Source organism: Streptomyces sp. NPDC048442 (genome assembly GCF_040651475.1).
Taxonomy (GTDB): domain Bacteria; phylum Actinomycetota; class Actinomycetes; order Streptomycetales; family Streptomycetaceae; genus Streptomyces.
The window spans coordinates 68,298-91,922 of the sequence record NZ_JBEZKB010000028.1; the positions used below are offsets into that span (position 1 = coordinate 68,298).

General features: G+C 70.7%; 21 protein-coding genes and 3 pseudogenes. 11 read left to right on the forward strand and 13 right to left on the reverse strand.

Going from position 1 to position 23,625, the window contains the following annotated elements; all coding sequences use genetic code 11:
* Positions 1–89 precede the first annotated feature (89 nt).
* The 3 genes from AB0D18_RS32575 to AB0D18_RS32585 all read left to right on the forward strand — a co-directional run bounded on the left by AB0D18_RS32575 (position 90) and on the right by AB0D18_RS32585 (position 2,278).
* On the forward strand, positions 90–839 hold the full coding sequence (locus AB0D18_RS32575) for a TetR/AcrR family transcriptional regulator (protein WP_362426790.1): 750 nt from the start codon (positions 90–92) through the stop codon (positions 837–839).
* Positions 840–886: 47 nt separating this feature from the next.
* A complete protein-coding gene (locus tag AB0D18_RS32580) occupies positions 887–1,342 on the forward strand; it encodes a VOC family protein (RefSeq protein WP_362426793.1) in 456 nt (151 codons plus the stop codon).
* A 75-nt stretch (positions 1,343–1,417) separates the two neighbouring features.
* On the forward strand, positions 1,418–2,278 hold the full coding sequence (locus AB0D18_RS32585; RefSeq protein WP_362426796.1) for an aminoglycoside phosphotransferase family protein: 861 nt from the start codon (positions 1,418–1,420) through the stop codon (positions 2,276–2,278).
* Positions 2,279–2,417: 139 nt separating this feature from the next.
* Here AB0D18_RS32585 and AB0D18_RS32590 read toward each other — a convergent pair whose 3' ends face one another.
* From AB0D18_RS32590 to AB0D18_RS32600, 3 genes are all read right to left on the reverse strand, one after another.
* On the reverse strand, positions 2,418–3,863 hold the full coding sequence (locus AB0D18_RS32590; RefSeq protein WP_362426799.1) for a PepSY domain-containing protein: 1,446 nt from the start codon (positions 3,861–3,863) through the stop codon (positions 2,418–2,420).
* Between the two features lie 111 nt (positions 3,864–3,974).
* The gene (locus AB0D18_RS32595; protein WP_362426802.1) at positions 3,975–4,616 is read right to left on the reverse strand and encodes a hypothetical protein; all 642 of its coding nucleotides are present in this window, start codon (positions 4,614–4,616) and stop codon (positions 3,975–3,977) included.
* A gap of 740 nt (positions 4,617–5,356) precedes the next feature.
* Positions 5,357–6,211 (reverse strand): alpha/beta hydrolase, encoded by an 855-nt coding sequence (locus tag AB0D18_RS32600; protein WP_362426805.1) that lies wholly within the window; start codon positions 6,209–6,211, stop codon positions 5,357–5,359.
* 227 nt (positions 6,212–6,438) lie between these two features.
* On the opposite strand from AB0D18_RS32600, the pseudogene AB0D18_RS32605 reads away from it, so the two are divergent.
* From AB0D18_RS32605 to AB0D18_RS32620, 4 genes and pseudogenes are all read left to right on the forward strand, one after another.
* A pseudogene (locus AB0D18_RS32605) lies at positions 6,439–6,900 on the forward strand (oleate hydratase); the annotation flags it as partial.
* Entirely contained in the window at positions 6,890–8,371 is a 1,482-nt protein-coding gene (locus AB0D18_RS32610) for an oleate hydratase (RefSeq protein ID WP_362426808.1), read from the forward strand. The pseudogene AB0D18_RS32605 and the gene AB0D18_RS32610, both read left to right, overlap by 11 nt.
* Positions 8,372–8,422: 51 nt before the next feature.
* Positions 8,423–9,097: a maleylpyruvate isomerase N-terminal domain-containing protein gene (locus AB0D18_RS32615; protein ID WP_362426811.1), complete on the forward strand. Its 675-nt coding sequence runs from the start codon at positions 8,423–8,425 to the stop codon at positions 9,095–9,097.
* Between the two features lie 168 nt (positions 9,098–9,265).
* A complete protein-coding gene (locus tag AB0D18_RS32620) occupies positions 9,266–10,933 on the forward strand; it encodes a GMC oxidoreductase (RefSeq protein WP_362426814.1) in 1,668 nt (555 codons plus the stop codon).
* A gap of 79 nt (positions 10,934–11,012) precedes the next feature.
* Here the strand turns inward: AB0D18_RS32620 and AB0D18_RS32625 are convergent.
* From AB0D18_RS32625 to cqsA, 8 genes and pseudogenes are all read right to left on the reverse strand, one after another.
* Positions 11,013–11,555: pseudogene (locus AB0D18_RS32625) on the reverse strand (FABP family protein); the annotation flags it as partial.
* A gap of 469 nt (positions 11,556–12,024) precedes the next feature.
* The gene (locus AB0D18_RS32630; protein ID WP_362426817.1) at positions 12,025–12,528 is read right to left on the reverse strand and encodes a DUF2834 domain-containing protein; all 504 of its coding nucleotides are present in this window, start codon (positions 12,526–12,528) and stop codon (positions 12,025–12,027) included.
* Positions 12,529–12,623: 95 nt separating this feature from the next.
* Complete coding sequence (locus AB0D18_RS32635; protein ID WP_362426819.1) at positions 12,624–14,312, reverse strand: NAD(P)/FAD-dependent oxidoreductase; 1,689 nt, start codon at positions 14,310–14,312, stop codon at positions 12,624–12,626.
* Positions 14,296–15,063, reverse strand: a complete 768-nt coding sequence (gene fabG / locus AB0D18_RS32640; RefSeq protein WP_362426822.1) for a 3-oxoacyl-[acyl-carrier-protein] reductase — start codon at positions 15,061–15,063, stop codon at positions 14,296–14,298. Before fabG ends, AB0D18_RS32635 begins: the two co-directional genes overlap by 17 nt.
* On the reverse strand, positions 15,064–16,167 hold the full coding sequence (locus AB0D18_RS32645) for a beta-ketoacyl synthase N-terminal-like domain-containing protein (protein ID WP_362426824.1): 1,104 nt from the start codon (positions 16,165–16,167) through the stop codon (positions 15,064–15,066).
* A 26-nt stretch (positions 16,168–16,193) separates the two neighbouring features.
* Positions 16,194–17,417, reverse strand: a complete 1,224-nt coding sequence (locus tag AB0D18_RS32650) for a beta-ketoacyl-[acyl-carrier-protein] synthase family protein (protein WP_362426919.1) — start codon at positions 17,415–17,417, stop codon at positions 16,194–16,196.
* Positions 17,418–17,575: 158 nt separating this feature from the next.
* Entirely contained in the window at positions 17,576–17,824 is a 249-nt protein-coding gene (locus tag AB0D18_RS32655; protein WP_362426826.1) for a phosphopantetheine-binding protein, read from the reverse strand.
* A 62-nt stretch (positions 17,825–17,886) separates the two neighbouring features.
* Positions 17,887–19,077, reverse strand: coding sequence for an alpha-hydroxyketone-type quorum-sensing autoinducer synthase (gene cqsA, locus AB0D18_RS32660; RefSeq protein WP_362426829.1), 1,191 nt, complete (start codon positions 19,075–19,077; stop codon positions 17,887–17,889).
* A gap of 321 nt (positions 19,078–19,398) precedes the next feature.
* On the opposite strand from cqsA, the gene AB0D18_RS32665 reads away from it, so the two are divergent.
* Both AB0D18_RS32665 and AB0D18_RS32670 read left to right on the forward strand, forming a co-directional pair.
* A complete protein-coding gene (locus AB0D18_RS32665; protein WP_362426832.1) occupies positions 19,399–19,638 on the forward strand; it encodes an AAA family ATPase in 240 nt (79 codons plus the stop codon).
* 30 nt (positions 19,639–19,668) lie between these two features.
* Positions 19,669–20,340 carry an HAD-IA family hydrolase gene (locus AB0D18_RS32670; RefSeq protein WP_362426834.1) on the forward strand — a complete coding sequence of 224 codons (672 nt, stop codon included), beginning with the start codon at positions 19,669–19,671 and terminating at the stop codon, positions 20,338–20,340.
* A 41-nt stretch (positions 20,341–20,381) separates the two neighbouring features.
* On the opposite strand, the gene AB0D18_RS32675 is transcribed toward AB0D18_RS32670, so the two are convergent.
* Positions 20,382–21,251 (reverse strand): hypothetical protein, encoded by an 870-nt coding sequence (locus tag AB0D18_RS32675; protein WP_362426922.1) that lies wholly within the window; start codon positions 21,249–21,251, stop codon positions 20,382–20,384.
* A 103-nt stretch (positions 21,252–21,354) separates the two neighbouring features.
* Between AB0D18_RS32675 and AB0D18_RS32680 the strand changes: the two are divergent.
* Both AB0D18_RS32680 and AB0D18_RS32685 read left to right on the forward strand, forming a co-directional pair.
* Positions 21,355–22,478, forward strand: a pseudogene (locus AB0D18_RS32680) (MerR family transcriptional regulator).
* 111 nt (positions 22,479–22,589) lie between these two features.
* Entirely contained in the window at positions 22,590–22,886 is a 297-nt protein-coding gene (locus AB0D18_RS32685; protein WP_362426837.1) for a DUF6355 family natural product biosynthesis protein, read from the forward strand.
* Positions 22,887–22,898: 12 nt separating this feature from the next.
* Here the strand turns inward: AB0D18_RS32685 and AB0D18_RS32690 are convergent, their stop codons facing one another.
* The gene (locus AB0D18_RS32690) at positions 22,899–23,612 is read right to left on the reverse strand and encodes a hypothetical protein (RefSeq protein WP_362426840.1); all 714 of its coding nucleotides are present in this window, start codon (positions 23,610–23,612) and stop codon (positions 22,899–22,901) included.
* Positions 23,613–23,625: the final 13 nt, after the last annotated feature.

Consider the following 23,625-nt stretch of genomic DNA (forward strand, 5'->3'; position numbering starts at 1 on the left):
CGGCGAAACTGTATATGCCGTAAGCGGTTGGCTATACGCTATAAACAGTTAGGGTGGGGTGTCAACGGGGAACGGCGGAGGAGATGAAGATGGCCGCGAAGACGGCAGCGGAAACAGCGGCGAAGAAGGCCGGGAAGCAGAGCAGCGTGAAGGCGAGCTTCGCGCTGCTCTGGGGTGAGCAGGAGCTGCCGAGCCGGGGTCCGAAGCCCTCGCTCACCGCGGGCCGGATCGCGGAGGCGGCCATCAAGATCGCCGACGAAGAGGGCCTGGACGCGGTCTCGCTGGCGCGGGTGGCCAAGGAATTCGGCGTCACCGCGATGGCGCTCTACCGGTACGTTCCCGGCAAGACGGAACTCCTCGATCTGATGGTCGACCTCGCGATCGGCCCCCCGGCCCAGGTCGCCGACGTCCCCGGCGGCTGGCGGCCGCGGCTGACGGAGTGGGCCCGGCTGTGCCTGGCGATGTACCGCCGCCACCCCTGGATCCTGGCGGCGACCGGCATGCGCCGCCAGATCATGGGCCCTCATCAACTCGGCTGGCTGGACACGGCCTTGGCCGCACTGGCCGAAACGGGGCTGCCGGCCACTCAGCAGCACGACACCTTCCTGCTGCTCGTCAGCCATGTCCGCAACATCGCCCAGCAGTACGCCGACAACGACGAGGTGGCGAACGCCGAGTGGGCACATCTGACGGCCGAGGTCCTGGAGCGGCACAAGGAACGCTTTCCGGCCCTGACGGCAGCGGTCGCAGCGGGTGCCTTCGCCCCGCAGGGCGGGGATCCGCTGGACTTCGGCCTGGAACGGATCCTTGACGGGATGGCGGCCCTGATCCCTCAGTGAGCGGTCGGTCCCGCAGGAATGTCAGAGGTGTCTGTCAGGCTCCGGGTATGGAGATGACGCTGCAACTGACGATCGACTGCGCCGACCCGCAGAGGCTGGTGGCGTTCTGGAGCGAGGCACTGGGATACGTGCCCGAACCTGCGCCGGGCGGCCATGCCACGTGGCGGGATTTTTGGGCAGCAGCGGGGGTGCCCGAGGAGGAGTTGCCTGCCGGTGCGGGAGACGTCCCGGAGTCCATCGTCGATCCCGCAGGGCAGGGGCCGCGGGTGTGGTTCCAGCAGGTTCCGGAGCTCAAGGCCGTCAAGAACCGAATACACCTCGACCTGAAGGTCGGTGGCGGGCGCGACGTCCCGCTGGCGGTCCGCACGCAGCGGGTCAGCGCCACGGTGGAAAGACTCGTCCAAACCGGTGCTCGCGTGCTTCGGACCACGGACGAGCCGGACATGGGGCACTACGCCGTCGTGCTGCAGGACCCGGAGGGCAACGAGTTCTGCGTTGTCTAGGGGTCGAACGCCGCCGCCTCGAAGTACTCCAGCCCACAGTCGACGACGGTTCGCCGCCCTCGATAACCTGCCCGAATGAGTGATCGAATCCCCGAGGAACTGCTGGCCGTTGCCGGTGCCATGCTTCCAGGAGAGAGCCTGGCTGCGGCGGTGCTCGCGCGCGGGGGCTCTCATGAGGTTGTTCTGCTACCCGGAATCGCGGCGGTCCGCATCGCGAGCAACTCCACTGCCCTTGCCGCTCTGCCCCGTCGCACCGAGCTCCTGCGCCGCCTCGCGGACCTCGACCTGCCGTTCACCGTCCCGGCTCCCCTGTCCGAGGTGAGGACCGTCGAGGGCCGCACTGCCGTGGTCCTCTCCTGGGTGGACGGGAAACCATGTCCCAAGGGGGCGGGCGGTGAGCCGAAAGAGCTGGCAAGTCTGCTGGGCAGCCTGCGTGATGTCGACTGCGGCCCCCTTGCGGAGGTCCTCGGCGTTCCGCACGAGTACGCGGGCGGCGCCCGCTGGGCAGAGGTGATGTTGCAGGAGGTCGTTCCGCGGCTGCCGAACGCATGGCGCCCGGAGGGGCAGCGGCGCATTCAGGCGGCCCTGGACCTGCACTGGGAGCAGTCGTCCCTGGTCCACGGCGACCTGGCCGGGTCGAACATGCACTGGGACGACCGTGGACGGCTGGTCGGGGTCCTGGACTGGGATCTTGCTTCTGCGTTCGATCCGGGCCTTGATGCCGCTTGCCTGTCCTGGCACGGCTGGGACAAGGTCCGGGGCGCCGTCGACACGCACACGCTCCACCGTGCCTTTGTCTGGGCCCTCACCTTCGGCCTCGAACAAGTCGCCTTCGCGATCCTCAACAACGCGACGGAGCAGGAAGTGGCAAAGGTGGTCGTCGCGACGACCGCCTGGCTGGAGCGCTCGGCCGGCTGGAATCTGCCAGTGACGTGAGTGCCCGGCGAGACAGGTGAGGTGAGGCGCAAGACGATCGCCGCGCGGCGCGGTCCGGTCCGGTGTCCGAGCGGCGGTGAGCTCAGGGACCTGGCCGATGTGGGAGGGCGCGTCAGCACGCGCCCCCCCCCACGGTCGGTTACGCCTTTCGCCGCCGTACGACCAGTCCTGCCATCACGTCCGCCAGGAGGAACCCGAGCAGGGTGACGCCCAGCACGGGCAACGCCCAGCCAAGTGCGGCCACCAGGGGAACCCCCACCACGAGAACGGGCAGCGGCAGCCGCCGCCAGGCGCCCCGCACCGGGGGCTTCCCCAGGGCGGCCTTCCGGTCCTCGCGGGTGGGCCTGCGCTGCCACCACATGCGGTAGCCCCAGACCGTCACGAGAATCAGCCCGATCGCCACGAGCGCGAGCACGATCTGGTTGACGAGGCCGAACAGCACACCCATGTGCCCCTGTACGCCCAGCTTGCTGAGCTTGGCCGTCACGGGGTAGTCGGCCCATCGGGTGCGCGAGGTGACGTCGCCCGTGGTGGTATCGACGGCGACCTTGTCGTAGTGAACCGGCCAGACGTTGTCGCTCTGCGCCACCACCCAGGCGCTGGACGCGTCGGCCGGAGGTGTCAGGGTGACGGTTCCGTCGAGGTCCGCCTTACGGGCTGCCGCGAGGGCCGTGTCAAAGTCGGACGGGTCCACCGCCGCGCTCTGCCCGGCACCCCCGTGCCCGGCGTGCTCGGAGTGCTCCCCGGTTCCGCCCGCCGGGGGCGGCGCGCTGGGCAGGCGCGGGTCCAGCTTCGGTGCGCCTCCCTTGACCACGTCGAGGAACTGGCCGAACCGCTCGCCTGCGTACTGGGACCAGGTCAGCCCGGTGGCACTGAGGAAGAACAGTCCCAGGGCGAGCCAGACTCCGGCCGCCGCGTGCCGGCTGCGGGTACGCCGCACCCCGCGGGCGGAGCGGTCGGGCAGCACGACTCCCCGTACGGTGCTCGCCCGCTGCCCGCGGCTGCGGCTGAGCCACAGGACGAGACCGCCGGCGGCGATCACCCACAGCCAGCTCGCGGCGACCTCGGAGTAGAGCCGCCCCGTCTCGCCCAGGTGCAGATTGCGGTGCAGGTCGTCCAGCCAGGTGGTCAGGGGCGTCGACCCGGACCAGGTGGTCAGTTCGCCCTGGACCTCGGCGGTGTAGGGGTCGACGAAGACGGTGCGCTGCTTGTCGCCCAGTTCGGGCACGGACAGCACCACGCGGGTGGTGTCTTCGGGCTCGGGCGGGGTGATCACGGAGGCCAGGGTGCCCTCCGGATGCGCGGTGCGGGCGGCGGCTATCTGCTCCGCCAGCGGACGTGGCTCGCCGCCCACCCGCTCGACGCGCAGCTGGTCCCCGTAGACGAGCTGGTCGAGCTGCGGGGTGAAGGCGTAGACGAGACCGGTGAGGGCGGCGACGAGAAGGAACGGTGCGACGAACACGCCGGCGTAGAAGTGCAGCCGGGCCAGCAGCGCCCGTACTCCCTGCCAGGAGCGCCCGGGTGGTGGCGGATCAACGGCTGCGGAAGGGTCTGTCGGTGGTGCTTGTTCCGTCGTGGAAGACATGCGTGATTCCTCGGTGGGAGCGCACGCGGGACCTCGGTACGCGCGTGCGGAGAAGCCGATGAGTGAAGGGACCGCCGCGGCGGGCGGGTGTCGTGATCGCGTGACGGGCGATCAGGCGGACTTCACTCGGGGAGGGCCTCTCCGCGGGCAGGAACGGGCGAGGAGAACGCCGAAACGGAGGCAGCCGTCCGTGGACGGCGGCAGCGGTGGAAGCTCCGGGAGCACCGGGGGTGCTGCCGGGACGGCGGTGGTGACGAGGCGCGGCAGAGCCAGGGCGGCCAGCCGGCGCAGGACCCGTTCCCCGTGGATGACACACAGGGCCGTCCCGAGGGTGGCCAGGGCGTGCGCGGCTGTCATCGCGGTGCCCATCGAGTGCCCCGCGCCGGGGGCGACCGTCTCCGCGGCGCCCATGCCCGCAGGCCGGCCGGCCATGGCGTGGTGCATGGTGCCGCCGCCGCCCGCCGGGGACGGTGGATGCCCGTGCGGGCTCCCCATGGTCAGGCGGTGGAAGGCGAGGTGCAGTGCGAACTGGGTCCCGCCGAGAATCAGCGTGACGACGTCGAAGCGGTACCTGCGGCTGCCGAAGAGGACCGTTCCCAGAGCGGTCAACGCAGCGAAGAGCAGCCCGAGCGGCCCCGGGCCGGGCAGGCTGCCGCCGGCGGCGACATGGCTCAGTGCGCCCAGCGACAGGCATGCGGAAGCGCAGAGCAGCCCGCCTCGGGCCCGTCTCGGCCAGCTCCCCCGTCTGTGCACCGCCACAAGATATCCATCGCTTTCCCGGCTGCCGACCCGCTGCGCAGCACTCCCCTTCTCAGCCGGGCAGGGCGAAGAGGCCTGCTGGGCTGCCAGGGACCGTACTGGCGCGGGTCGTTGCCCGATGAGGGGTGGTGGGCGCCACGCCAGGAATGAGGTGCGAGCCACGACCAGTGGGGCGAATCACAGAAGGATTAAAGGGGACAAAGGTGTCACTTCTGGACCTCAAGAGGCGACGAGTCGTGGAACCCACAGGCCCAGGAACAGGACTGTGTGCCTCCTCGTACGCTGCGCGCAGAGTCGCGCCGGTGCGCTGCACCTTGCGTCGGTGCGCTGCACCTTGCGCCGGGGCGGGCGTGCGGGTCAGCAATTCATCGACCGCAGCCCGTCCATCACCTGTGCGGGCCAAGGCAGTTGTTGCCCAGGCCGACTGAATAAATTCCCTCGCGCCGCACCCGGTCGCCGTCCTACGGTGGCCCCCTTCCCAAAGATCGCCTACAGGTCTCCGTGCCTGCCCCTGGGTGACCTCTGCCTCCTGACAGGAAAACCACCATGAATTCTCTGCACCCCGAACAGCTGCGCCACCTGCACGCCGCCCGTTGCGCCGCTCTCCGGCTCCCCTCGAACGCCCGCGTTCCGCAGCCAAACCCGCACACGCCGCAGAGGCTGCGCCACTGGCTGCGCACGCTGGTCGCCCGGTTAAGACCATGAGCTTCGTTCAACCAAGACCAGAGCTTCGTTTAACTTCCCGCTGTCGCACCCCGGCTCGAGTTCCGGAGGAAGGCGAGGAGAGCCGCGGTGAGTTCGGCGGGCGCGTCTTCCTGGACGAGATGACCCGCGCCGGCGATCGGTTCGAGTCGCGCGCCCGGGATACGAGCGGCGAGCTCGTGTCCCTTCGTGGCGGGAATCCACGTGTCGTCCTGGCCCCAGCAGACCAGCGTCGGAATGCCGATCTCGCCGTACCGGTCCTGCACCTCGTCGGTGTAGCGCTGGTCGGCCTGGGCGATCTGCCGGTAGAAGGCCGCCTGCCCGAGGTCGCCGAGCCAGGGCTGGACGAGTCGGTCGAGGACGGCCGGATGCAGTCCGGGACTGCTGGCGGAGCTCACGTACTCGCGCACCAGGGCGCGGTGCAGTGGGGGCGGCAGCTGCTCGAAGACCTTCGAGTGCTCCCCGACGAGCCGGAAGAACGGGGACCCCCACGGCGCCAGCGCGACCGGGTCGACCAGGGCGAGCGCGCGGTATCGGGCGCCGTGCAGCAGGTGCGCCCGCAGGGAGACGGCGCCGCCGAAGTCGTGGGCGACCACCAGGGGTTCCGCCAGGTCCCAGTGCGCCAGGAGTTCCGTGAAGACCCTGCCCTGAGCGGCCAGGGAAACGTCCTGGCCTGCGGACATCTCCGATGCCCCGTAACCGGGCATGTCCCACACGAACACCTGGTGATGACGGGCGAGTGAGCGGGCGACGGCGCGCCAGACGTACGAGGAGAAGGGTGTGCCGTGAAGGAGCACGACCGGGTCCTGGCCGGGTTGCCCGATGCTGCCCCAGCGGACGTCGCCCGACGTGCTGCGGAAAGTCTCGGTCAGCTGCCATTCACTCACGGGTGCTGTTCCTCTCGGTGGTGCCTTTGGCGTTGACGCCCTTGTGGGCGGAGGGGTTGTCCATGATCACGCAGATCGGGGCCGGAGAGGCAAGTGGCATGGCTCGGGCAGGAGTTCGCAAGGTGCGCGCCGGCCAGGAAGTTGCCGTGGCCGGTGGGTGGGTGGGCGCGGCGGTCTGTCACCCGTTCGGCGTTCGGCGGGTGCGGACGGCGGGTGGGCGCGGGTGAATGGAATTTCGGCGGGACGGGACCGCAGGCCCTGAGCAGGACAGGACCGCAGGCCCTGAGCGGGACGGGACCGCAGGCCCTGAGCGGGACGGGACCGCAGGCCGGGAAGAGCAGGCGCTTCGGCGATCCGAGGGAGTGGGCGTGTACTACAGCAGCGGGAATTACGAGGCGTTCGCCAGGCCGCGCAAGCCGGAGGGGGCCGACCGGAAGAGCGCCTGGTTCGTCGGCGCCGGGCTCGCTTCGCTGGCCGGGGCGGCTTTCCTCGTACGCGACGCCCAAGTGCCGGGGGAGCGCATCACCGTCCTGGAGCGGCTGAAGCTGCCCGGCGGCGCACTGGACGGGATCAAGGAGCCGAAGAAGGGCTTCGTGATCCGGGGCGGGCGCGAGCTGGAGGACCACATGGAGTGCCTGTGGGACCTGTTCCGCTCGGTTCCCTCGCTGGAGATCGACGGTGCTTCGGTACTGGACGAGTTCTACTGGCTCAACAAGGACGACCCCAACTACTCGCTCCAGCGGGTCACCGAACGCCAGGGCCAGGACGCCGGAACCACGCCAGGGCCAGGACGCCGGAACCAACGGCCTGTTCGCTCTCAACGACCGCGCCCAGAAGGACATGGTCAAGGTCTTCCTCGCCTCCCGCGAGGAGCTGGAGGGCAAACGCATCGACGAGGTCTTCGGCCGGGACTTCCTCGACAGCAACTTCTGGCTGTACTGGCGCACCATGTTCGCGTTCGAGGAGTGGCACGGCGCGCTGGAGATGAAGCTGTACCTGCACCGCTTCGTGCACCACGTCGGCGGCCTGCCGGACCTGTCCGCGCTGAAGTTCACCAAGTACAACCAGTACGAGTCCCTCGTCCTGCCGCTGACCCGGTGGCTCATCGACCAGGGGGTGACCTTCCGATTCGAGACCGAGGTCACCGACATCGACTTCGACCTCACCCCCGAACGCAAGCTGGCCACCCGGATCCACTGGGTCTCCGACGGGCAGGCGGGCGGCGCCGACCTCACCGAGGACGACCTCGTCTTCACCACCATCGGCTCCCTCACCGAAAACTCCGACAACGGGGGCCAGCACACCCCGGCCCGGCTCGACGAGGGCCCCGCCCCGGCCTGGGACCTGTGGCGGCGCATCGCCGCCAAGGACCCGTCCTTCGGGCGCCCCGAGGTGTTCTGCGGGAACATCCCGCAGAGCAAGTGGGAGTCGGCGACCGTCACCACGCTGGACCCGCGCATCCCGCGCCACATCCAGAAGATCGCCCGGCGCGACCCGTTCGGCGGCGGGGTGGTCACCGGCGGCATCGTCACCGCCCGCGACTCCAGCTGGCTGCTGAGCTGGACGGTCAACCGCCAGCCCCACTTCAAGCAGCAGCCGCAGGACCAGATTGTCGTCTGGGTGTACTCCCTCTTCGTGGACCGGCCCGGCGACTACGTGCGCAAACCGATGCAGGAGTGCACGGGCGAGGAGATCACCCAGGAGTGGCTCTACCACCTCGGTGTGCCCGTGGCGGAGATCCCGGAGCTCGCGTCGGCCGGCGCCCGCTGCGTACCGGTGATGATGCCGTACATCACGTCGTTCTTCCTGCCCCGGCGGGCGGGCGACCGCCCGGATGTGGTGCCCGAAGGGGCGGTCAACTTCGCGTTCATCGGCCAGTTCGCCGAGACGACCCGCGACACGATCTTCACCACGGAGTACTCCGTACGCACCGGCATGGAAGCGGCCTACCGGCTCCTCGGTGTGGAGCGCGGCGTTCCCGAGGTGTTCGGCTCCACCTATGACGTACGGGCGCTGCTCGATGCGACCAGCCGGCTGCGCGACGGTGCGCACCTGGCGCTACCCGGAGGGGAGTTCGTGCGCAAGCGGCTGCTGCACCGGCTGGAGTCCACGGAGGTCGGCGCGCTCCTGGAGGAGTTCGGCCTGCTGAAGGAGGACTGACCGCCCGGCACGCAGTTGTCCGTCCCACCGGCGCCCCACTAGCGTGCTCGGATGGATCTCTTCTCGCGCTCCTGGTCGGCACTGCGGGCCGCCGTCGCCGGGCTCTCGGACAAGGACTTTGCGCAGCCGTCCGGTTGCACCGGCTGGCTCGTGCAGGACCTGGTGTGTCATCTGGTCATCGACGCCCAGGACGTCCTGATCACTCTCGCCACCCCCGCCGGTACGGAGCCGACCCGCGACTCGGTGACCTACTGGGAGGTCGCAGAGGCGTTGCCGACCGGTGACGATCCGCTCGATGCGCTGACTGTCCGGCTGGCCGCCGCCTACCAGGAGCCGTGGCTCCTGAAGTTCCATCTCGACGACGTCGGGTCCGCAGCAGGCCGGGCCGCCGAATTCGCCGATCCGGCCCTGCGGGTGGGCACGCGTGACATTGTCCTCACCGCGGGCGACTTTCTCGGCGCGTACGTTCTGGAGTGGACGCTGCACCACCTCGACCTGGTCGCACATCTCCGGGATGTGGCGCCGCCGCCCGCGGAGGGGCTCGCCCGGACCCGCGACATGCTGGAGACGATCGCGGGGGCTTCCTTCCCCGCGTCGTTCTCCGACACCGACGCGCTGCTGATCGGGACCGGGCGGCGGGCTCCGACCGATGTGGAGGCGGCCGCGTTGAGCGCTTCGGGCGAGTTCGGTGCATTGGCCGGCCGGATCCCGATCGTTCTCGGGTGAGGTCCCGCGAGTCCGGCGTCCCGTACCCGGCGTTCGGACATCTGATGCATCTCGCACCAGGACCCCCATACGTACCAAGATCGGGCATAAGTTACCTATAGGTATGCAGTGACTTCGTATGCCCGCGGCAGTAGAACTCCCTCCTCCCACAAGAGTGAGGAACCTCGGATGACCCACTACTCCTCTCCCCTCCCTCCCCCCTCTCACGGCACCGACGCCCGCAGCGTCTCGCGGCGGCGATTCCTGGCCGGGACCGGTTCGGTTCTGGGCGCCGCCGCCCTGGCAGGTCCCCTCTCCGCCGCCTCGGCCCAGGCCGCCCCCGCGCGGGCGGCGCTCGTCCCCGGGGAGCGGGTTTCGGCCCTTGTGATCGGCACCGGGTACGGGGGTTCCGTCACGGCCCTGCGGCTGGCGCGGGCGGGGGTCGACGTGCACATGGTGGAGATGGGCATGGCCTGGGACACTCCCGGTCCGGACGGCAACATCTTCGCCAACACCACCCGGCCCGACTACCGCTCCTACTGGCTCCGGACCAGAACCAAGCAGCCACTGAGCAACTTCCTCGGCTTCCCGCTCGACAAGGACGTCCCGCGCCACACCGGAATCCTGGACGCCGAGGAGTTCGCCGGCATCACCGTCTACCAGGGGCGGGGCGTCGGCGGCGGTTCGCTCGTCAACGGCGGGATGGCCGTGACTCCTCGCAGGGAGAGATTCAGCGCCGTGCTCCCGTCCGTGAACACGGAGGAGATGTACGGGACTTACTACCCGCGTGCCAACGCGGGGCTCGGCGTGACCGAGATCGACCCCCTCTGGTGGGAGTCCGCGGAGTGCTACCAGTACGCACGCGTGGGCCGCAAGCACGCGGAGCGCTCCGGCTTCCCCTTCGTCTTCGTACCGAACGTGTACGACTGGGAGTACATGAAGCGGGAGGCGACGGGCGCGGTGCCCAAGTCCGCGCTGACGGGCGAAGTGCTGTACGGGAACAACCACGGCAAGAAGACGCTCCAGAAGACCTACCTCGCCCAGGCCGCCGCGACCGGACGGGTCGCCGTCTCACCGCTGCACAAGGTGACTTCGGTGAGTCCGGTGGCCAGCGGCGGCGCCGGCTACACGGTCGTGGTCGAGCAGCTCGACACCGCCGGCGCGGTGATCGCCACCAAGGCCGTGACCGCCGACCGGGTGTTCTTCGCGGCGGGCAGTGTCGGCACCAGCAAGCTGCTGACCAGGCTGAAGGCGACCGGCGCACTGCCTCGGCTGAACGACGAGATCGGCAAGGGCTGGGGCGACAACGGCAACGTCATGTGCGGGCGTGCCAACCACATGTGGGACGCGACCGGCAAGCTCCAGGCCTCCATGCCCACGGCCGGCATCGACAACTGGGACGCGGGCGGGGCGTTCGCCGAGGTCGCCCCGCTGCCCACCGGCATCGAGACGTACGCCTCCTTCTACCTGTCGATCACCAAGAACCCGCACCGGGCCCAGTTCACCTGGAACGCCGCGGCGAACCGGGTCGACCTCGACTGGCAGACCGCCTGGAAGCAGCCGTCCATCGACGCCGCCCGCACCATCTTCGACAAGATCAACAAGAAGGAGGGGACGATCTACCGGACCGATCTCTTCGGCGCGTACAAGATCTGGGGCGACCACCTCACCTACCACCCGCTCGGCGGCGCGGTCCTGAACCGGGCGACCGACAACTACGGCCGCCTGCACGGTCATCCGGGGCTGTACGTGATGGACGGCTCGCTCATCCCCGGCAACACCAGCGTCAATCCGTTCGTCACGATCACCGCGCTCGCCGAGCGCAACATCGAGAGGATCATCGCGGACGATCTGTAGCGAGCGCGCGGTGAGGGGCCGTGGGCGGCAAAGGGTGGCGAGGCCTCGGGCCTCGCCACCTGCCGTTGCCCCCAGGGCATCACGGTCGGCGGTGCAGCCGCGCCGAGAGGTGGTGCTGCAGGGGCTGCCCGACGGCTGCGAGGTCGTGGGTGAAGGTGAGTGTCCCGTCGTCGGTCAGGGTGTAGCGACGGCGGGTGGCGTCGACCTTCTTGGCAGTGGGGGTCAGGGCCACTTCGTGGGTGGAGAGGTCGACCGTGGTGGGCGCGGACGTGGCGGTGCCGACCGCGATCTCGGCGATGCCGGTGGGCTGGGTGATCAGGGCTTCCACCCGGCCGCCCGGCTGGATCCGCCACCAGCCGCTCTCACGGGCGGACGGGCGCAGCGGCGTGCCGTCGGGGGCGATGAGCCAGGCACGGGCCTCGTAGCGGAGGAAGGGGCGGCCGTCGTGGGCGAAGGTGACTTCCTGGGCGTACGTGAAGTCCTCGTCGAGGGTGGGGTATTGACCGGCTCCCTGGCCGTACCAGGTCCCGAGGAGGGGGAGAACGGGGGCGAGGAGGGGGTGCGGGGCAGGGGGATCTTCCGGGTGGTGGGACTCGGGGTAGGGGTAGGGGTAGGGGCTCGGGTGTGGGTTCGGGGCCGGGGTCGGGTGTGCGGGCGGGGGCTGTGGGGCGGGGGTGCTCCTGGGGTGGGGGTGGGTTGGTGCTTGGGGGAAGCGTAGGGGTTGAGCAGGGGCGCGGGAGCGACGCGGGGGTGGGGTGAGGGGTGCAAGGTCCAGTGGTGGGGGGTGGCCCCGCCACTGGTGGGGGTGTGGCCCCGTCGGGAGTGAGGGGTGTCGCCCCGTCGGATGTGAGGGGTGTGGCCCCGTCGGATGTGAGGGGTGTGGCCCCGTCGGAAGTGAGGGGTGTGGCCCCGTCGGTCGAGGGTGAGAGGTGCGGCTCCGTTCGGTGGGCAGGGGGCGGCGGTAACGCGCGGACGCAGAGCAGTCGCGGGACCGACGCAGGACCGAGGCAGCGCCTGCGTGCGGGGCGGCGGCGTCCGACACGGGACGGCAGGCGGTGGGGCCGTTCTCGATGGGTTGCAGCCGGCAGAGGTCAAGCGTGGGGCGGGGGGCGTGTCGCCGTGAGGCGTAGGTTGCGTTGGCGTAGGAGGAGGTAGAGCGGTAGGCCGACCGAGGCGCCGAGGAGGCTGGCCAGGACGGTGAGGGTGCGTTGCGCTCTGGTCAGGCTCGTGTCGACGACCGTCACCGTGAAGAGCAGCGCGACGACGGTGACGATCACGTCCCAGCCGAAGAAGCTGCTGATGCGGGTGGCGAACAGTTCATCGAGGAGTCGGCCGAGGGCGGGGCCGTTTTCGGCGAGCCAGGGCACGGCCTGCGCGAAGGGCAGGGCGATGCCGGCTGCCAGGAGGACCGCATAGGCCGCCTCCGTGGATTTCGTGATGCGGCGCAGGCGGCCGGCCGGTGCCTCGGGACCGGGCGACGCGGTGTGGTCGTCCGGCACCGAGCCGTAACCGCCCGGGTGTTGGTGGCCGATCGGTGTGGTGTGTCCGTCCGGTGGTTGGTGGTCGTCCGGTGTCCTGTTCGGCCGGTCCCCCATGTGTGCCCCTCCCGTTTCCCCGAAGGATACGAATGCTGTGCGGGCGGGGACAGGGGAAACGGGCCCCTCCGCGGCGGCAGGGAGGGGCGGGGCGGTCAGTTGATGCGGGCCAGGCCGCGGGCGTTCTGGCGGGCGCGGCCTCTGGAGATGCGCAGCGGGTCGAAGTCCGGGGTGCGGGGCGGGAGTTGGGAGGGGTCCGCGAGGGTGGTGCCTGCGCAGACTTCGGAGAGGAGAGGGCGGTCGAGGATCCGGCCGGCGGCGGAGATGCCGCTGAGGGCGGTGCCGAGGATTCCGGCGCCGAAGCTGGAGTTGGCGCCGACCGCGTACAGCCCGCGTACTCCCGTACGGATGCTGGGGCGGCGGCCGTGGCCACCCCAGTCGTCGAAGCCGTACGGGGTGCCCGAACCGCCTTGGATGTAACGGTGGTTGGTGTGGGCGGTGGCCGTTTCCAGATGGGTGAGGTGGGGGCGGACGGGGTGGCCGACGGCGGCTTCCGCGATGTCGAGGAGGTTGTCGCGGAGGCGGGTCTTGACGGCCTCGTAGGCGGGGTCGCGGCGATAGCGGCCCGGTGGGCCTTCGAGGGGTGGCACCAGGGTCATGATCTGGAAGTTGCTGTGGCCCGGCGGGCAGACGGTGCGGCTGTCGGGGTCCTTGAGGGAGCCGAAGGAGAGGAAGGCGAAGGTGGGGTCGGAGCCGTCGCCTTCGAGGGCCTGGGCGTAGGCGGCTTCGATGTTGGTGTGGGCCCACCACCAGATGTTGGTGTTGGGGAGGTCGAGGGGACGATCGAGGGCGATGTAGGCGGTGGCGACGGCGGCTCGCATGGTGGCGCGGCGGGTGCGTTCGACGACGGAGGACGAGAAGCCCTGGCCGCCGCAGAGGTCCAGGACGGTGCGGCGGTAGTCGGCGTTGGAAATGACGAGTGGCGCGTGGATCGTTTCGCCGGTGGCGAGGCGAACGCCTTCGGCCCGGCGGTCGTCGCTGACGAGGATCCGCTCGACGGGGCAGCGGGTGCGGACCCGGCCGCCGTGTGCCTCGATGACCTCGACGAGGGTGGCAATCATCGTCTGGCCTGAGCCGACGGGGGCGTACGCACCGCGCAGGTAGTGGTCGAGCATGGTGGCGTGGGTGGAGTTGAGCGTGGTGGAGGGCGGGGTTCCGTAGTTCCCGGACTGTGCGGCGATCAACGTGCGGGCAGTCGGGCCGAGTTGGCAGTCGGCGTAGAGGTCGCCGAGTGTGCGGCAGCCCCAGGAGATCAGCGCCTTCGACATGGGGGCGCGGCCGGCGCCGGGTGCGGTGGTCATACCGCCGCGCAGGTCGGCGGCGATGTCGCGCAGGGTGCGGACGCAGCGGGTCAGGCCCGCCTGTTCCGCGGGGAGGGCGGCGCAGAGCCTCTTCAGGTACGCGTCCCAGCCGACCGGTACGTCGACGGTGGTGCCGGGCAGCATGAGTCGGTCGAAGCCGTCCGCGTTCAGGGGGCGGAATGCGACCCGGTCGGCGCCGATACCGAGTCCGGAGAGGATGGCGGGGAGCAGGCCGTCGGGGCCGCAGTCGCCGACGTAGTGCATGCCGACGTCGAACTCGTAGGCGCGGCGGCGGCGGAAGACCTGAGCGTTTCCGCCGGTGACGTCGTGCTGTTCGGCGAGGAGGACGCGGCGCCCTGAGACGGCGAGGTAGGCGGCGCAGACGAGGCCGCCGACACCCCCGCCGACGATCACCGCGTCGTACGAACCGGAGGAGGACGAGGACGAGTGGGCGGGCAGGCCGGTGTCAGAGTGCAATGCCACCGTGGACCTCCAGGATGCTTCCGGTGATGTACGAGGCCCGGTCCGACACCAGGAACGCGGTGAGGTCCGCGACTTCCTCCGCCGTCCCGAAGCGCCGCATGGCCACCGCCGACAGCAGCCGGTCGCGGTCCTTCTTGGAGAGGGCCTCGGTCATGTCGGTGTCGATGAGGCCGGGGGCGACGACGTTGGCGCGGATGCCGTGGGCGCCGACCTCCTTGGCCAGGGCTTTGGTGAAGCCGATGATTCCGGCCTTGGCGGCGCTGTAGTTGGTCTGACCGGGGTTGCCGTGGACTCCGGCAACGGAGGAGAGGGTGACGACGCAGCCGCTGCGGCGCTTGAGCATGGGGAAGACGGCGGCGCGGCAGGTATGGAAGACGCCGTCGAGGTTGGTGTCCATGACCTGGTGCCAGTCGTCGTCGGACATCAGGACCAGCGGGCGGTCGCGGGTGACGCCGGCGTTGGCGATCACGGCGGTGACGGGGCCGAGTTCGTCCTCGGTGCGGGACACCCAGGCCTTGGCCTCGGCGGCGTGCGAGACGTCGGCGCGGACGGCGAGGACGCGGACGCCGAGTTCACCGGCTTCCTTCTCGACGCGGCGGGCGGCCTCTTCGTCGGAGCGGTAGCAGAAGCCGACGTCCCAGCCGTCCTGTGCCAGGCGTCGTACGACGGCTGCGCCGATGCCCCGGGAGCCGCCGCTGACCAGCGCGATCCTGCTGTTTTTGCCGTGGGTGCCGGTGTGGTCGGTGCTCATTCAGTTGCCCTCTCCCATGCGCAGGACGGCGGCGGCCACCAGTCCCTGTCCGTCGACCGAGGTGATCACCGCGTGTCCGCCCGGTGCGCGGTGCGCCGAGGCGACGGCGGAGGCGAGTTGCAGGGCTGCGGAGGCTGCTCCGGTGTCGCCGAGAAGCGTGCCGAGCGCGGGCAGTTCTTCGCGTGCCTGGCGCGGGAAGAGCGCGTCCAGGGCTTCGGTCTCGGCGGGGTCGAGGCCGGTTCCGGCCGCCGCCCACACGTCAGGGGCGGCGATTTCGGCGCGTTTCAGGGCCTCGGCGACGGTGGTGCGTACCGTCTCGGCCGGGTCGGACCCCTCCGCGGTCTGCCGGGTGTGCACGGACAGGACCGACGCCGGCGGCGGCTTCGCGGACGGGGCGGTGCCGTCGGTCAGGCGCAGGACGGCCGCGCCTTCACCGAGCAGTCCGGGGACCCCGCCGATCAGTCCGGGGACCCCGCCGATCAGCGCGGGGGCCTCGTCTCGGCTGCGCGCCTCCAGCCACGCGCGGGCCGTCGAGTACTCCTCCGCTCCCCCGCACAGGACCGTACGGGCGCGGCCGGCGCGCAGCAGGCGGTGGGCGTAGAGCAGGCCGAGGAGCGCTCCGGCCCGGCCGCCGGCGAGGGTGGTGTTGGGGCCCTGGATGCGGTGGCGGATGGCGCACTGGGCGGCGGCGCAGTTCATCACGCTGTTCGGGATGACGCCGGGCTCGACGTCGTACGGGCGCTCGCCGGTGAGGGACGAGCGGGTGAAGTCCGTCATGGACTGCACGCTTCCGGTGGTGGTGCCCAGGACGAGGGCGGTGTCGGGGCCGGGTGCGGTGTCGTCGTCGAGGACGGCGCCGACCGCGGCGACGGCGAGGGCGGTGACTCGGTTCATGTCCCGGGTGCCCTTCTTGCCGAGTACGGTACGGGGCTCGAAGTGCGGTACCAGGCAGCCGAGTTGGCCCTCCTGTCCGGGTACGGGCGCGAACGTGGGGCGGCGGTCTCGTACTCCTGCCGTGAAGTCGGCTGCGTGGTGCCCGTAGGGGGAGAGCGCCGACCAGGCGGTGATGTGCAGCATGGGGTGGTCGTTCCTCGCGAGGGTCATGACAGGGGCGGCACGGGGGCCAGGGGTCACACGGGTGCCAGGGGGTCGGGCCTGTTGTCGTAACGGCCCAGGACGACGGCCGCGTTGTTCCCGCCGAAGGCGAGCCCGTTGTTCTGGACGATGCGCAGGTCCGCCTCGACCGCCTGGTTGGGTACGCAGTCCACGGCGCATTCGGGGTCGGTGGTGCGATGGTTGATGGTCGGCGGGATGAAGCCGTGGGTGATCGCCAGCGAGCAGGCGATGGCGCCGAGCGCGCTGGCGGCGCCCATGGTGTGGCCGAGCATCGACTTGAGGGAGATCGTCCGGGGCGGGGCACTGCCGTAGATCTGGCGGACAGCGCGGCTCTCGGTGACGTCGTTGGCCTTGGTGCCGGTGCCGTGCGCGGAGATCAGGTCGACCTCGCCGGGCTTCACCCCGGCGTCGTCCAGGGCGAGTTGGAGGCAGCGGGCGACGCTGTCCTCCTGCGGGGCGACGGGGTGGTACGCATCGCAGTTGAGCCCGTAGCCGAGGACTTCGGAGTAGATGCGGGCGCCGCGGGCGAGCGCCGATTCGAGGCTTTCGAGGAGGAGCATTCCGGCGCCTTCGCCGGTGAGGATGCCCTGCCGGTCGGCGTCGAAGGGGCGGCAGCAGTCGGGGGCGATGGTGCCGAGCCGGTAGAACGCGGCGAATGTCTTTCGGCAGAAGGCGTCCGCTCCCCCGCACAGCGCGAAGTCGGCGTCGCCGTGCCGGATGGCGTCCAGGCCGTTGCCGATCGAGTAGTTGCCGGCGGAGCAGGCGGTACCGATGGTGAGCACTTCGGCGTCGGTCAGGCGCAGTTCGCGGGCGGCGGCGATACCGAGGAGAGACGCCGGGATACGGCGGGCGGCCCGGCCGGTGACGGCGGGCGGCCCGCCGCGCAGGTGGGCCTCGGTGACGCGGTCCAGGTCGTACGACTCGCCGTCGGTGGTGCCGACGGAGATCTGGCAGCGCACCGAGCGCAGGTCGCCTTCGGTGAGCCCGGCATCCTCAACTGCCATGCGCGCAGCGGCTGCTGAGAACTGGGCGGCCCGCCCGTACGCGCCAGGATCCAGGCGGCGCAGCATGCGGGCGGGGTCGAAGTCGGGGACCTGGCAGCCGTTGGCGTGGGCGAAGCCGGTGGTGTCGAACGCGGTGATGGGGCTGACTCCGCTGCGTCCGGCGCGCAGTCCTGCGGTGAACTCCTCGGTGCCGGTGCCGATGCTGGACAGGGCGCCGAGGCCGGTGACGACCACGCGGCGGGTTTCGGGGCGGTCGCCGGAGAAGGTGCTGCGGAGAGCGCTGGGGAAGGTGCCGGGGCAGGACCCCGCGAACGAGGTCCACGGGGTCCCTTCGACACGGGCGAGGCTGGACGGGTGGGAAGAACAGGAGGAGCGGAAGGACACGATCGCGGTTACCAGCCCGCCGTCTCGGCGAGGACCTGGCGCACGCCCCGGAGATGGGCCATGCGCGGCATTTCGCCCTGGTCGATGGTGACCTTGAACTCCTTCTCCAGGGCTGCCAGTACGCCAATGAGGGCGAGCGAGTCCGCACCGTGCTCCTCGACGAACCGGTCGGTCTCGGTGATCTCGTCGGATTCGAGCTCCAGGCGGTCGCACACGATGTCGGTGATGCGGGTCTGGCGCAGGTCGATGGTCTGCATGGCGGTGGAGGCTCTCTTCTACGTGTCTTGGGGTGTGCAGGTCTGGGATCCGGCGCAGAGGGTCAGCGGTGAGCGGCCGGCCGGCGGGTCGACTTCCAGTCCCACAGGCCGACTTCGTCGCGTACGGCCGCGCAGCCGGCCAGGATCCTGTCGAGGTCGGCGGCGGTCAGCTCCGAGTGCACGGACAGGCGCTGTACGCACCGGCGGGCCGGCACGGACGGCGGGACGAAGGCGGCGCCGAACACGCCCCGGGCGTCCAGGGCCTGCTGCAGGCGGCGTACGCCGGGTTCGGTGCCGGGCCGCAGGGGGATGATCTGGCTCTCGCTCGGGGTGACGTTGTAACCGAGTGCGGTGAGGCCCTCGCGCAGGATGCGGCTGTTTCCGTCCAGGCGCTTGCGGCGGTCGTCGGCGTGGACGAGGACGTCGAGGGCGGCGGTGAGGCCCGCCACGTCGTGGGGCAGCAGGGTGGAGGAGAAGACCGCGCCCAGGGCGTGGTACGGGAGGTAGCCCGCGATCTCTTCCGTACAGGCGACGAGTCCGGCCCGGCCGGCGAAGGCCTTGGCGAGGCTGGCGGTGCGGTAGGCGACCTTGTCGGTGAGGCCGAGGGAGGTCACCAGGCCGGCTCCCCGGTGGCCGACGACTCCGAGGGTGTGGGACTCGTCGGCGATGAGGTCGCTGCCGGTGCGGGCGGCGACCGCGGTCAGTTCGAGGAGCGGACAGAGATCGCCGGTGACACTGTAGAGGGTGTCGAAGGCGATGAGACCGGGTCCGTACTGGCGGATCGCGCGTTCCAGGTGCTCGGTGTCGTTGTGGGCGAAGGGGCGGGCGACGGCCCGTGCGGCGGCGATGCCTTCCCAGAGGGAGGCGTGGGCGAGTTCGTCCACGTAGACGGGGCCGCCGGGCGGGCAAATGGCCTGGATGAGGCCGACGTTGGCAGCCCAGCCCGACTGGCAGAGCATGACGGCCGGGGCGGCCAGCCAGTCGGCGAGTTCCGTTTCGAGCCGGCGCAGGGGGTCGGTGTCGCCGGTGAAGGCCCCGGACATCAGGGCGCCGTTGCCGTGGGTGCGGAGGCTGCGCACCTGGGCTTCGAGCACGGCGGGGTGGCCGCCGAGAGCGAGGTAGTCGTTGGACATGAGGGTGATGTCGGTGCTGCGCGGGGTGGCCCGGCCCCGGTACAGGGGACCGCCCCAGTTCTCCCTGCGGATTTCCCAGTCCTTCAACCGCTGTTGGAGATAGGAGAGTTCACCGGACACGGCACCTCACACGAGTGGACAGATTTTGCCGAACTGACAAGACCGGCAAGACTTTAGGTGCGAAAGGGATTCTCCATGCGCCAGGGAATCCTTAGAACATGTGTCCACATTGGCGGCAAATGCATGATCGTTGCAGCTCAGACACGCCTCTGCAGAATCGTTACTGCTTTTGGCTCCGCCCACACTTCACCCCCATGGATGCGCAAACGATTCCGTTCGGGCTCCCCCCGGTCGGACCATGACCAAAACCGAGGCGGTCAGGACGACGTTCGTCGCGTTGTAAACGCGGCACCGGCCGTCCGGCCAAGGGAGGTTACGTACATGACAGTGACGCACTCGACCACGGCCCCGGAGCGGTTCGTCGTCATCACGGGAGGCCCCGGCTCAGGCAGGAGCGCCCTGATCGAACGACTGGCGCAGGCGGGGTTCGCCAGGACCCAAGAGGCGGGGCGCGGAGTCATCCAGGCCCAGCGGGCCGTCGGCGGGCGCGCGCTGCCGTGGGCCGATCGCGGATTGTTCGCCGAGGCGGTGCGTGCGGTGGGCGCGCCCGGGGGCTTCTGAGGGCCGCAGCGGACTTGCGATCATGGGCGTATGCCGATCACCGCTGTGCTCTTCGACGTCGACGGCGTCCTGCTGGATTCGACCGCCGCCCACCGCCGCGTGTGGGACGCGTGGTCGGCGATGCGGGGGCTGGACGCCGAGGAAGTCTGGGAGTTGACGTTCGGGCGGCGGCCTGAGGACACCGTGCGGGAGGTGGCTCCGCAGCTGGATCCTGACGTCGAGCGGGTGGCGCTGGACCGGCTGCTGGCGCGGGAGGAGGGCTCGTTCCCGCCGGTCGCGGGGGCGGCCGAACTGCTGGCGGGGTTGCCCGACGGGGCGTGGGCGATCGTGACGTCGGGCGACATGGTGTCCGTGCGGCGGCGGTTCGGTGCCGCCGGGCTGCCGCTGCCGCGGGTGCAGGTGTACGGGGCGGATGTCGAGCGGGCGAAACCCGCCCCCGACTGTTTCGCGCTGGCCGCCTCGCGACTGGGCGTCCCGCCGTCCGCGTGCCTGGTCGTCGAGGACGCGCCTGCCGGGGTACGGGCGGGCAGGGACGCGGGGTGCACCGTCGTGGGGCTGACCACCACGCACGCGGCGGGGGCACTCGGAGAGGCGGACCGGTGCGTGGCGTCACTGCGGGAGGTCGGTGAACTTGTCGGCGCCTACGGCCTGTTGAGGACCGGCGGGACCGGGGTGTCCGGCAGGTCCGGCGCAGGGGTGTGACGGGCCCCACGCCCTGTGACCGGGCCTGCGGGGTGTGGCCGCTACGAGGTGGTGAGGAATCCTCGCAGTGAGGTCTTCAGGCTGGTGACGAAGGCGTCGCGCGTCGCGTCGGGGACGCGGTCCAGGGACAGGTAGGGGTTCAGGTCTTCCAGTTCGACCAGGAGGAGCTCGCCGTCCGGGGCGCGGCACGCGTCGACGCGCTGGATGCCGTGGTCGAGGGTGTTCCAGTCGATGAAGCGGCGGGCGAAGTCGAGGTCCGCCTCGGTGGGTTCGTACGGTTCGAGTTCCCAGCGGCGGTCGGGGTGCGGGGCGTACAGGGCGTACTGGAAGGTGTGGTCGACGTAGGTGAAGGAGACTTCGTAGCGGAAGTCGATGCGGGGCTGGACCAGGATGTCGCCGTACCCCAGGCCTGGCAGGTCCGCGCGCGGTACGAAGCGCAGGCCGATGGAGTCCGCGCCCGCCTTCGGCTTGACCGCGTACAGCTCGGTGGCCGGGAGGACGTGCAGGTCCTGGAGGCGGTCGGCGGTGGGGATGACGGGGTAGCCGGCTGCGGTCAGGTCGGTCAGGTACTGCTTTCCGGCCATGTCGCCGCGCCCGTTCAGCGGGTTGTAGACGCGGATGCCTTCGTCGAGGGCGCGGGCGCGGAAAGCGTCGTACTCCCGCTGGTAGTGCAGTACGGGGCCGCTGTTGCGGACCACGACCGCGTCGAACCCGTCCATCAGGGCCGCGGCGTCCAGCGGGTGGCACAGGGCGACGTCGAATTCCTCGCGCAGGCCAGAGGACAGGAAAATGTCCTCGTCGCAGTAGCGCCTGCCCCGGGCCGGATAGGCGAGGTCGGTGACGTACAGGATGCGCGGCCGGCGGCGGGGGTGGGCGGGCACGGTGGAACTCCTCGAATGGCGGACGATCATCCTATCGAGGGGCTGCTTGACCTTGCCCCTGGGGCAGAGCACAGCATCGGTGGGGCCGGGCTGCAGGCCCGGTACGACGAGGAAGAAGCGTGGGGGAACGGGCATGGGGCTGCTGACCATCGGGGCGTTCGCCAAGGCGTCGCGGCTGTCGCCGAAGGCGCTGCGGCTGTACGACGAGCTGGGGCTGTTGCCGCCGGCGCGCGTCGACGGGACGACCGGCTACCGCTTCTACGCACCCGAGCAGCTGGAGCGGGCCCGGCTGGTGGCCTGGCTGCGGCGCCTGGACATGCCGCTGGCCCGGATCCGGCAGGTGTGTGCGCTGGACACGGCCGGGGCTGCCCGGGAAGTGCGTGCGTACTGGGCTCAGGTCGAGGCCGACACCGCGGTCCGCCGGGACCTCGCTTCCTTCCTCGTCGGCCAACTGTCACGGAAGGACACCGTCATGACCACCGCACCTCCTCTGGAGATCCGTTACGCAGCCCTGTCCGACTCCGGTCTGGTACGGGACACCAATCAGGACGCGGCGTATGCCGGGGCGCGGCTGCTCGCCGTCGCCGACGGGTTCGGGTACGGCGGCGCTCCCGCGGCTGCCGCGGCCGTCGACGTACTCAAGCGACTGGAAACCGACGGCGTTTTGGCGGGCAGTCTGCTCAACGCGCTGGAGGACGCCGTCGAGCAGGCGCGGCACGCCGTGCACGGGGCGGCCGACGGCGAGGCACGGCAGACACAGGAGGCAGGGCAGACGGGGCACACGGGGCATACGGGGACACGGGTACTACTCTCACCGCGATGCTGTGGACCGGCTCGCAGCTGGCCCTCGTGCACATCGGGGACTCCCGCGCCTACTTCCTGCGCGACGGGGGCCTCTTCCAGATCACCCACGACCACACCCTCGTACAGTCGATGGTCGACGAGGGGCGGCTCACTCCGGCCGAGGCAGCCTCGCACCCTCAACGGGCTCTGCTGGCAAGGGCGTTGACGGCCGATACGGACGCGGGTCCGGTCGCGGCCGAGACGAAGCTGCACGACGCCCTGCCTGGGGACCGCTATCTGCTGTGCTCCGACGGGCTGTCCGCGGTCGTAGGGGCCGAGAAGATCCGTGCGGTGCTGACGTCGGCCGAAGGGCCCGACGAGGCGGTGCGCGAGCTGGTCGCCCTGGCGAACGCCTCCGGCGGGCCCGACAACGTCAGCTGCGTGGTCGCCGACGTGCTCCATTCGGGGTGTTGAACCACCCGTGGGAGGGAGAGGGCGTGACGGTGCGGCCGGACGGGCGCGATGGTCTCCAGGTGCGCGGTGATCAGTACTCGCGCACCGTTGTTCTCACCTAGGAGATGCCCCATGCGTGTTCCCCGCTCCCTGCTGGCCGCCGTCGGCGCCGCCGCTCTCTTCCTCGGCACGACCACCGCGGCGACCGCCGCTCCCGGCGCGCAGAGCGCCGCGATGAACCCGTGCGGTTTCTACGAGACGGGCAGTGACGCCTTCTACCACCACTGCACGACGGACGGTTCGCACATCGTCATCAAGGTCGAAGTCAACTTCGGCCCGGACTACGAGCGCTGCGTGTACCCGGGCAACACGTGGCTGGGCGGGGCCAAGAAGATCGACGGTGCGTACTACACCGGGCGCCTCTGCTGATTCCGTCGCAGCTCACGCAGTGGGCCTGGGCCGGTCCTTGAGGCCGAGGACGATGCCGCGTCCCGCGTAGAAGCGGTCCAGGTCGTCCCACGGAATGCGGGCGTACTCCTGCGACTCGCCGGGGAATCCGGAGGGGTTGTGGATCAGCAGGGCGCCGGGGGTGGCGCCGACCGCGAGGACGAGGTGGCCGCCCCGGCCGGGCGGGGACGGGTGCAGTTCGCGTACGGACGGGTGGACCGAGAGCATCAACAGCCGTCCCCGGGCGAGGAGTTGGGGGATCTCCGAAGAGGGGAGTCCGGGGCGGCACTCGGCGGTCAGGGGCCAGTTCGCCTCGACATGCCGGGCGAAAGGTGCGTAGATCAGGCCGTCGAGGCCGCCGTCCTCCCGTCGTACGTACGCGCCCGCCCGCTCGCACCCGGCGGCCAGCTCCATGGCGGTGGGGACGGGCTGCCGCCAGTGGGCGAGGCACATCCGCAGGCATGCCATCCCGCACAGCCGCCACGACCACCAGTCGTACTCCTCGGGTGAACTCGCCCCGTACGACTGCCACTTCGGGTCCTCGGTGGCCGAGAGGCCACCCGTGACGATCTCGCGGACCAGCTCGGGCGAGGCCCACTGGGAGTAGTACGGGACGGGGTGGACGTCCTCCGCGGCCGGGGGTGCGGGCGTGCCGGTGGCGGGGCGTGTGGCGGCGAGGCGCGTGCCGGTGGTGGGGCGTGTGGGCATGGCCCGCATTCTG

Coding starts and splice junctions, on each gene's coding strand:
- AB0D18_RS32575 (WP_362426790.1), top strand. CDS start 90: ATGGCCGCGAAGACGGCAGCGGAAACAGCGGCGAAGAAGGCCGGGAAG.
- AB0D18_RS32580 (WP_362426793.1), top strand. CDS start 887: ATGGAGATGACGCTGCAACTGACGATCGACTGCGCCGACCCGCAGAGG.
- AB0D18_RS32585 (WP_362426796.1), top strand. CDS start 1,418: ATGAGTGATCGAATCCCCGAGGAACTGCTGGCCGTTGCCGGTGCCATG.
- AB0D18_RS32590 (WP_362426799.1), bottom strand. CDS start 3,863: ATGTCTTCCACGACGGAACAAGCACCACCGACAGACCCTTCCGCAGCC.
- AB0D18_RS32615 (WP_362426811.1), top strand. CDS start 8,423: ATGGATCTCTTCTCGCGCTCCTGGTCGGCACTGCGGGCCGCCGTCGCC.
- AB0D18_RS32620 (WP_362426814.1), top strand. CDS start 9,266: ATGACCCACTACTCCTCTCCCCTCCCTCCCCCCTCTCACGGCACCGAC.
- AB0D18_RS32630 (WP_362426817.1), bottom strand. CDS start 12,528: ATGGGGGACCGGCCGAACAGGACACCGGACGACCACCAACCACCGGAC.
- fabG (WP_362426822.1), bottom strand. CDS start 15,063: ATGAGCACCGACCACACCGGCACCCACGGCAAAAACAGCAGGATCGCG.
- AB0D18_RS32645 (WP_362426824.1), bottom strand. CDS start 16,167: ATGACCCTCGCGAGGAACGACCACCCCATGCTGCACATCACCGCCTGG.
- AB0D18_RS32655 (WP_362426826.1), bottom strand. CDS start 17,824: ATGCAGACCATCGACCTGCGCCAGACCCGCATCACCGACATCGTGTGC.
- AB0D18_RS32665 (WP_362426832.1), top strand. CDS start 19,399: ATGACAGTGACGCACTCGACCACGGCCCCGGAGCGGTTCGTCGTCATC.
- AB0D18_RS32670 (WP_362426834.1), top strand. CDS start 19,669: ATGCCGATCACCGCTGTGCTCTTCGACGTCGACGGCGTCCTGCTGGAT.
- AB0D18_RS32675 (WP_362426922.1), bottom strand. CDS start 21,251: ATGATCGTCCGCCATTCGAGGAGTTCCACCGTGCCCGCCCACCCCCGC.
- AB0D18_RS32685 (WP_362426837.1), top strand. CDS start 22,590: ATGCGTGTTCCCCGCTCCCTGCTGGCCGCCGTCGGCGCCGCCGCTCTC.
- AB0D18_RS32690 (WP_362426840.1), bottom strand. CDS start 23,612: ATGCCCACACGCCCCACCACCGGCACGCGCCTCGCCGCCACACGCCCC.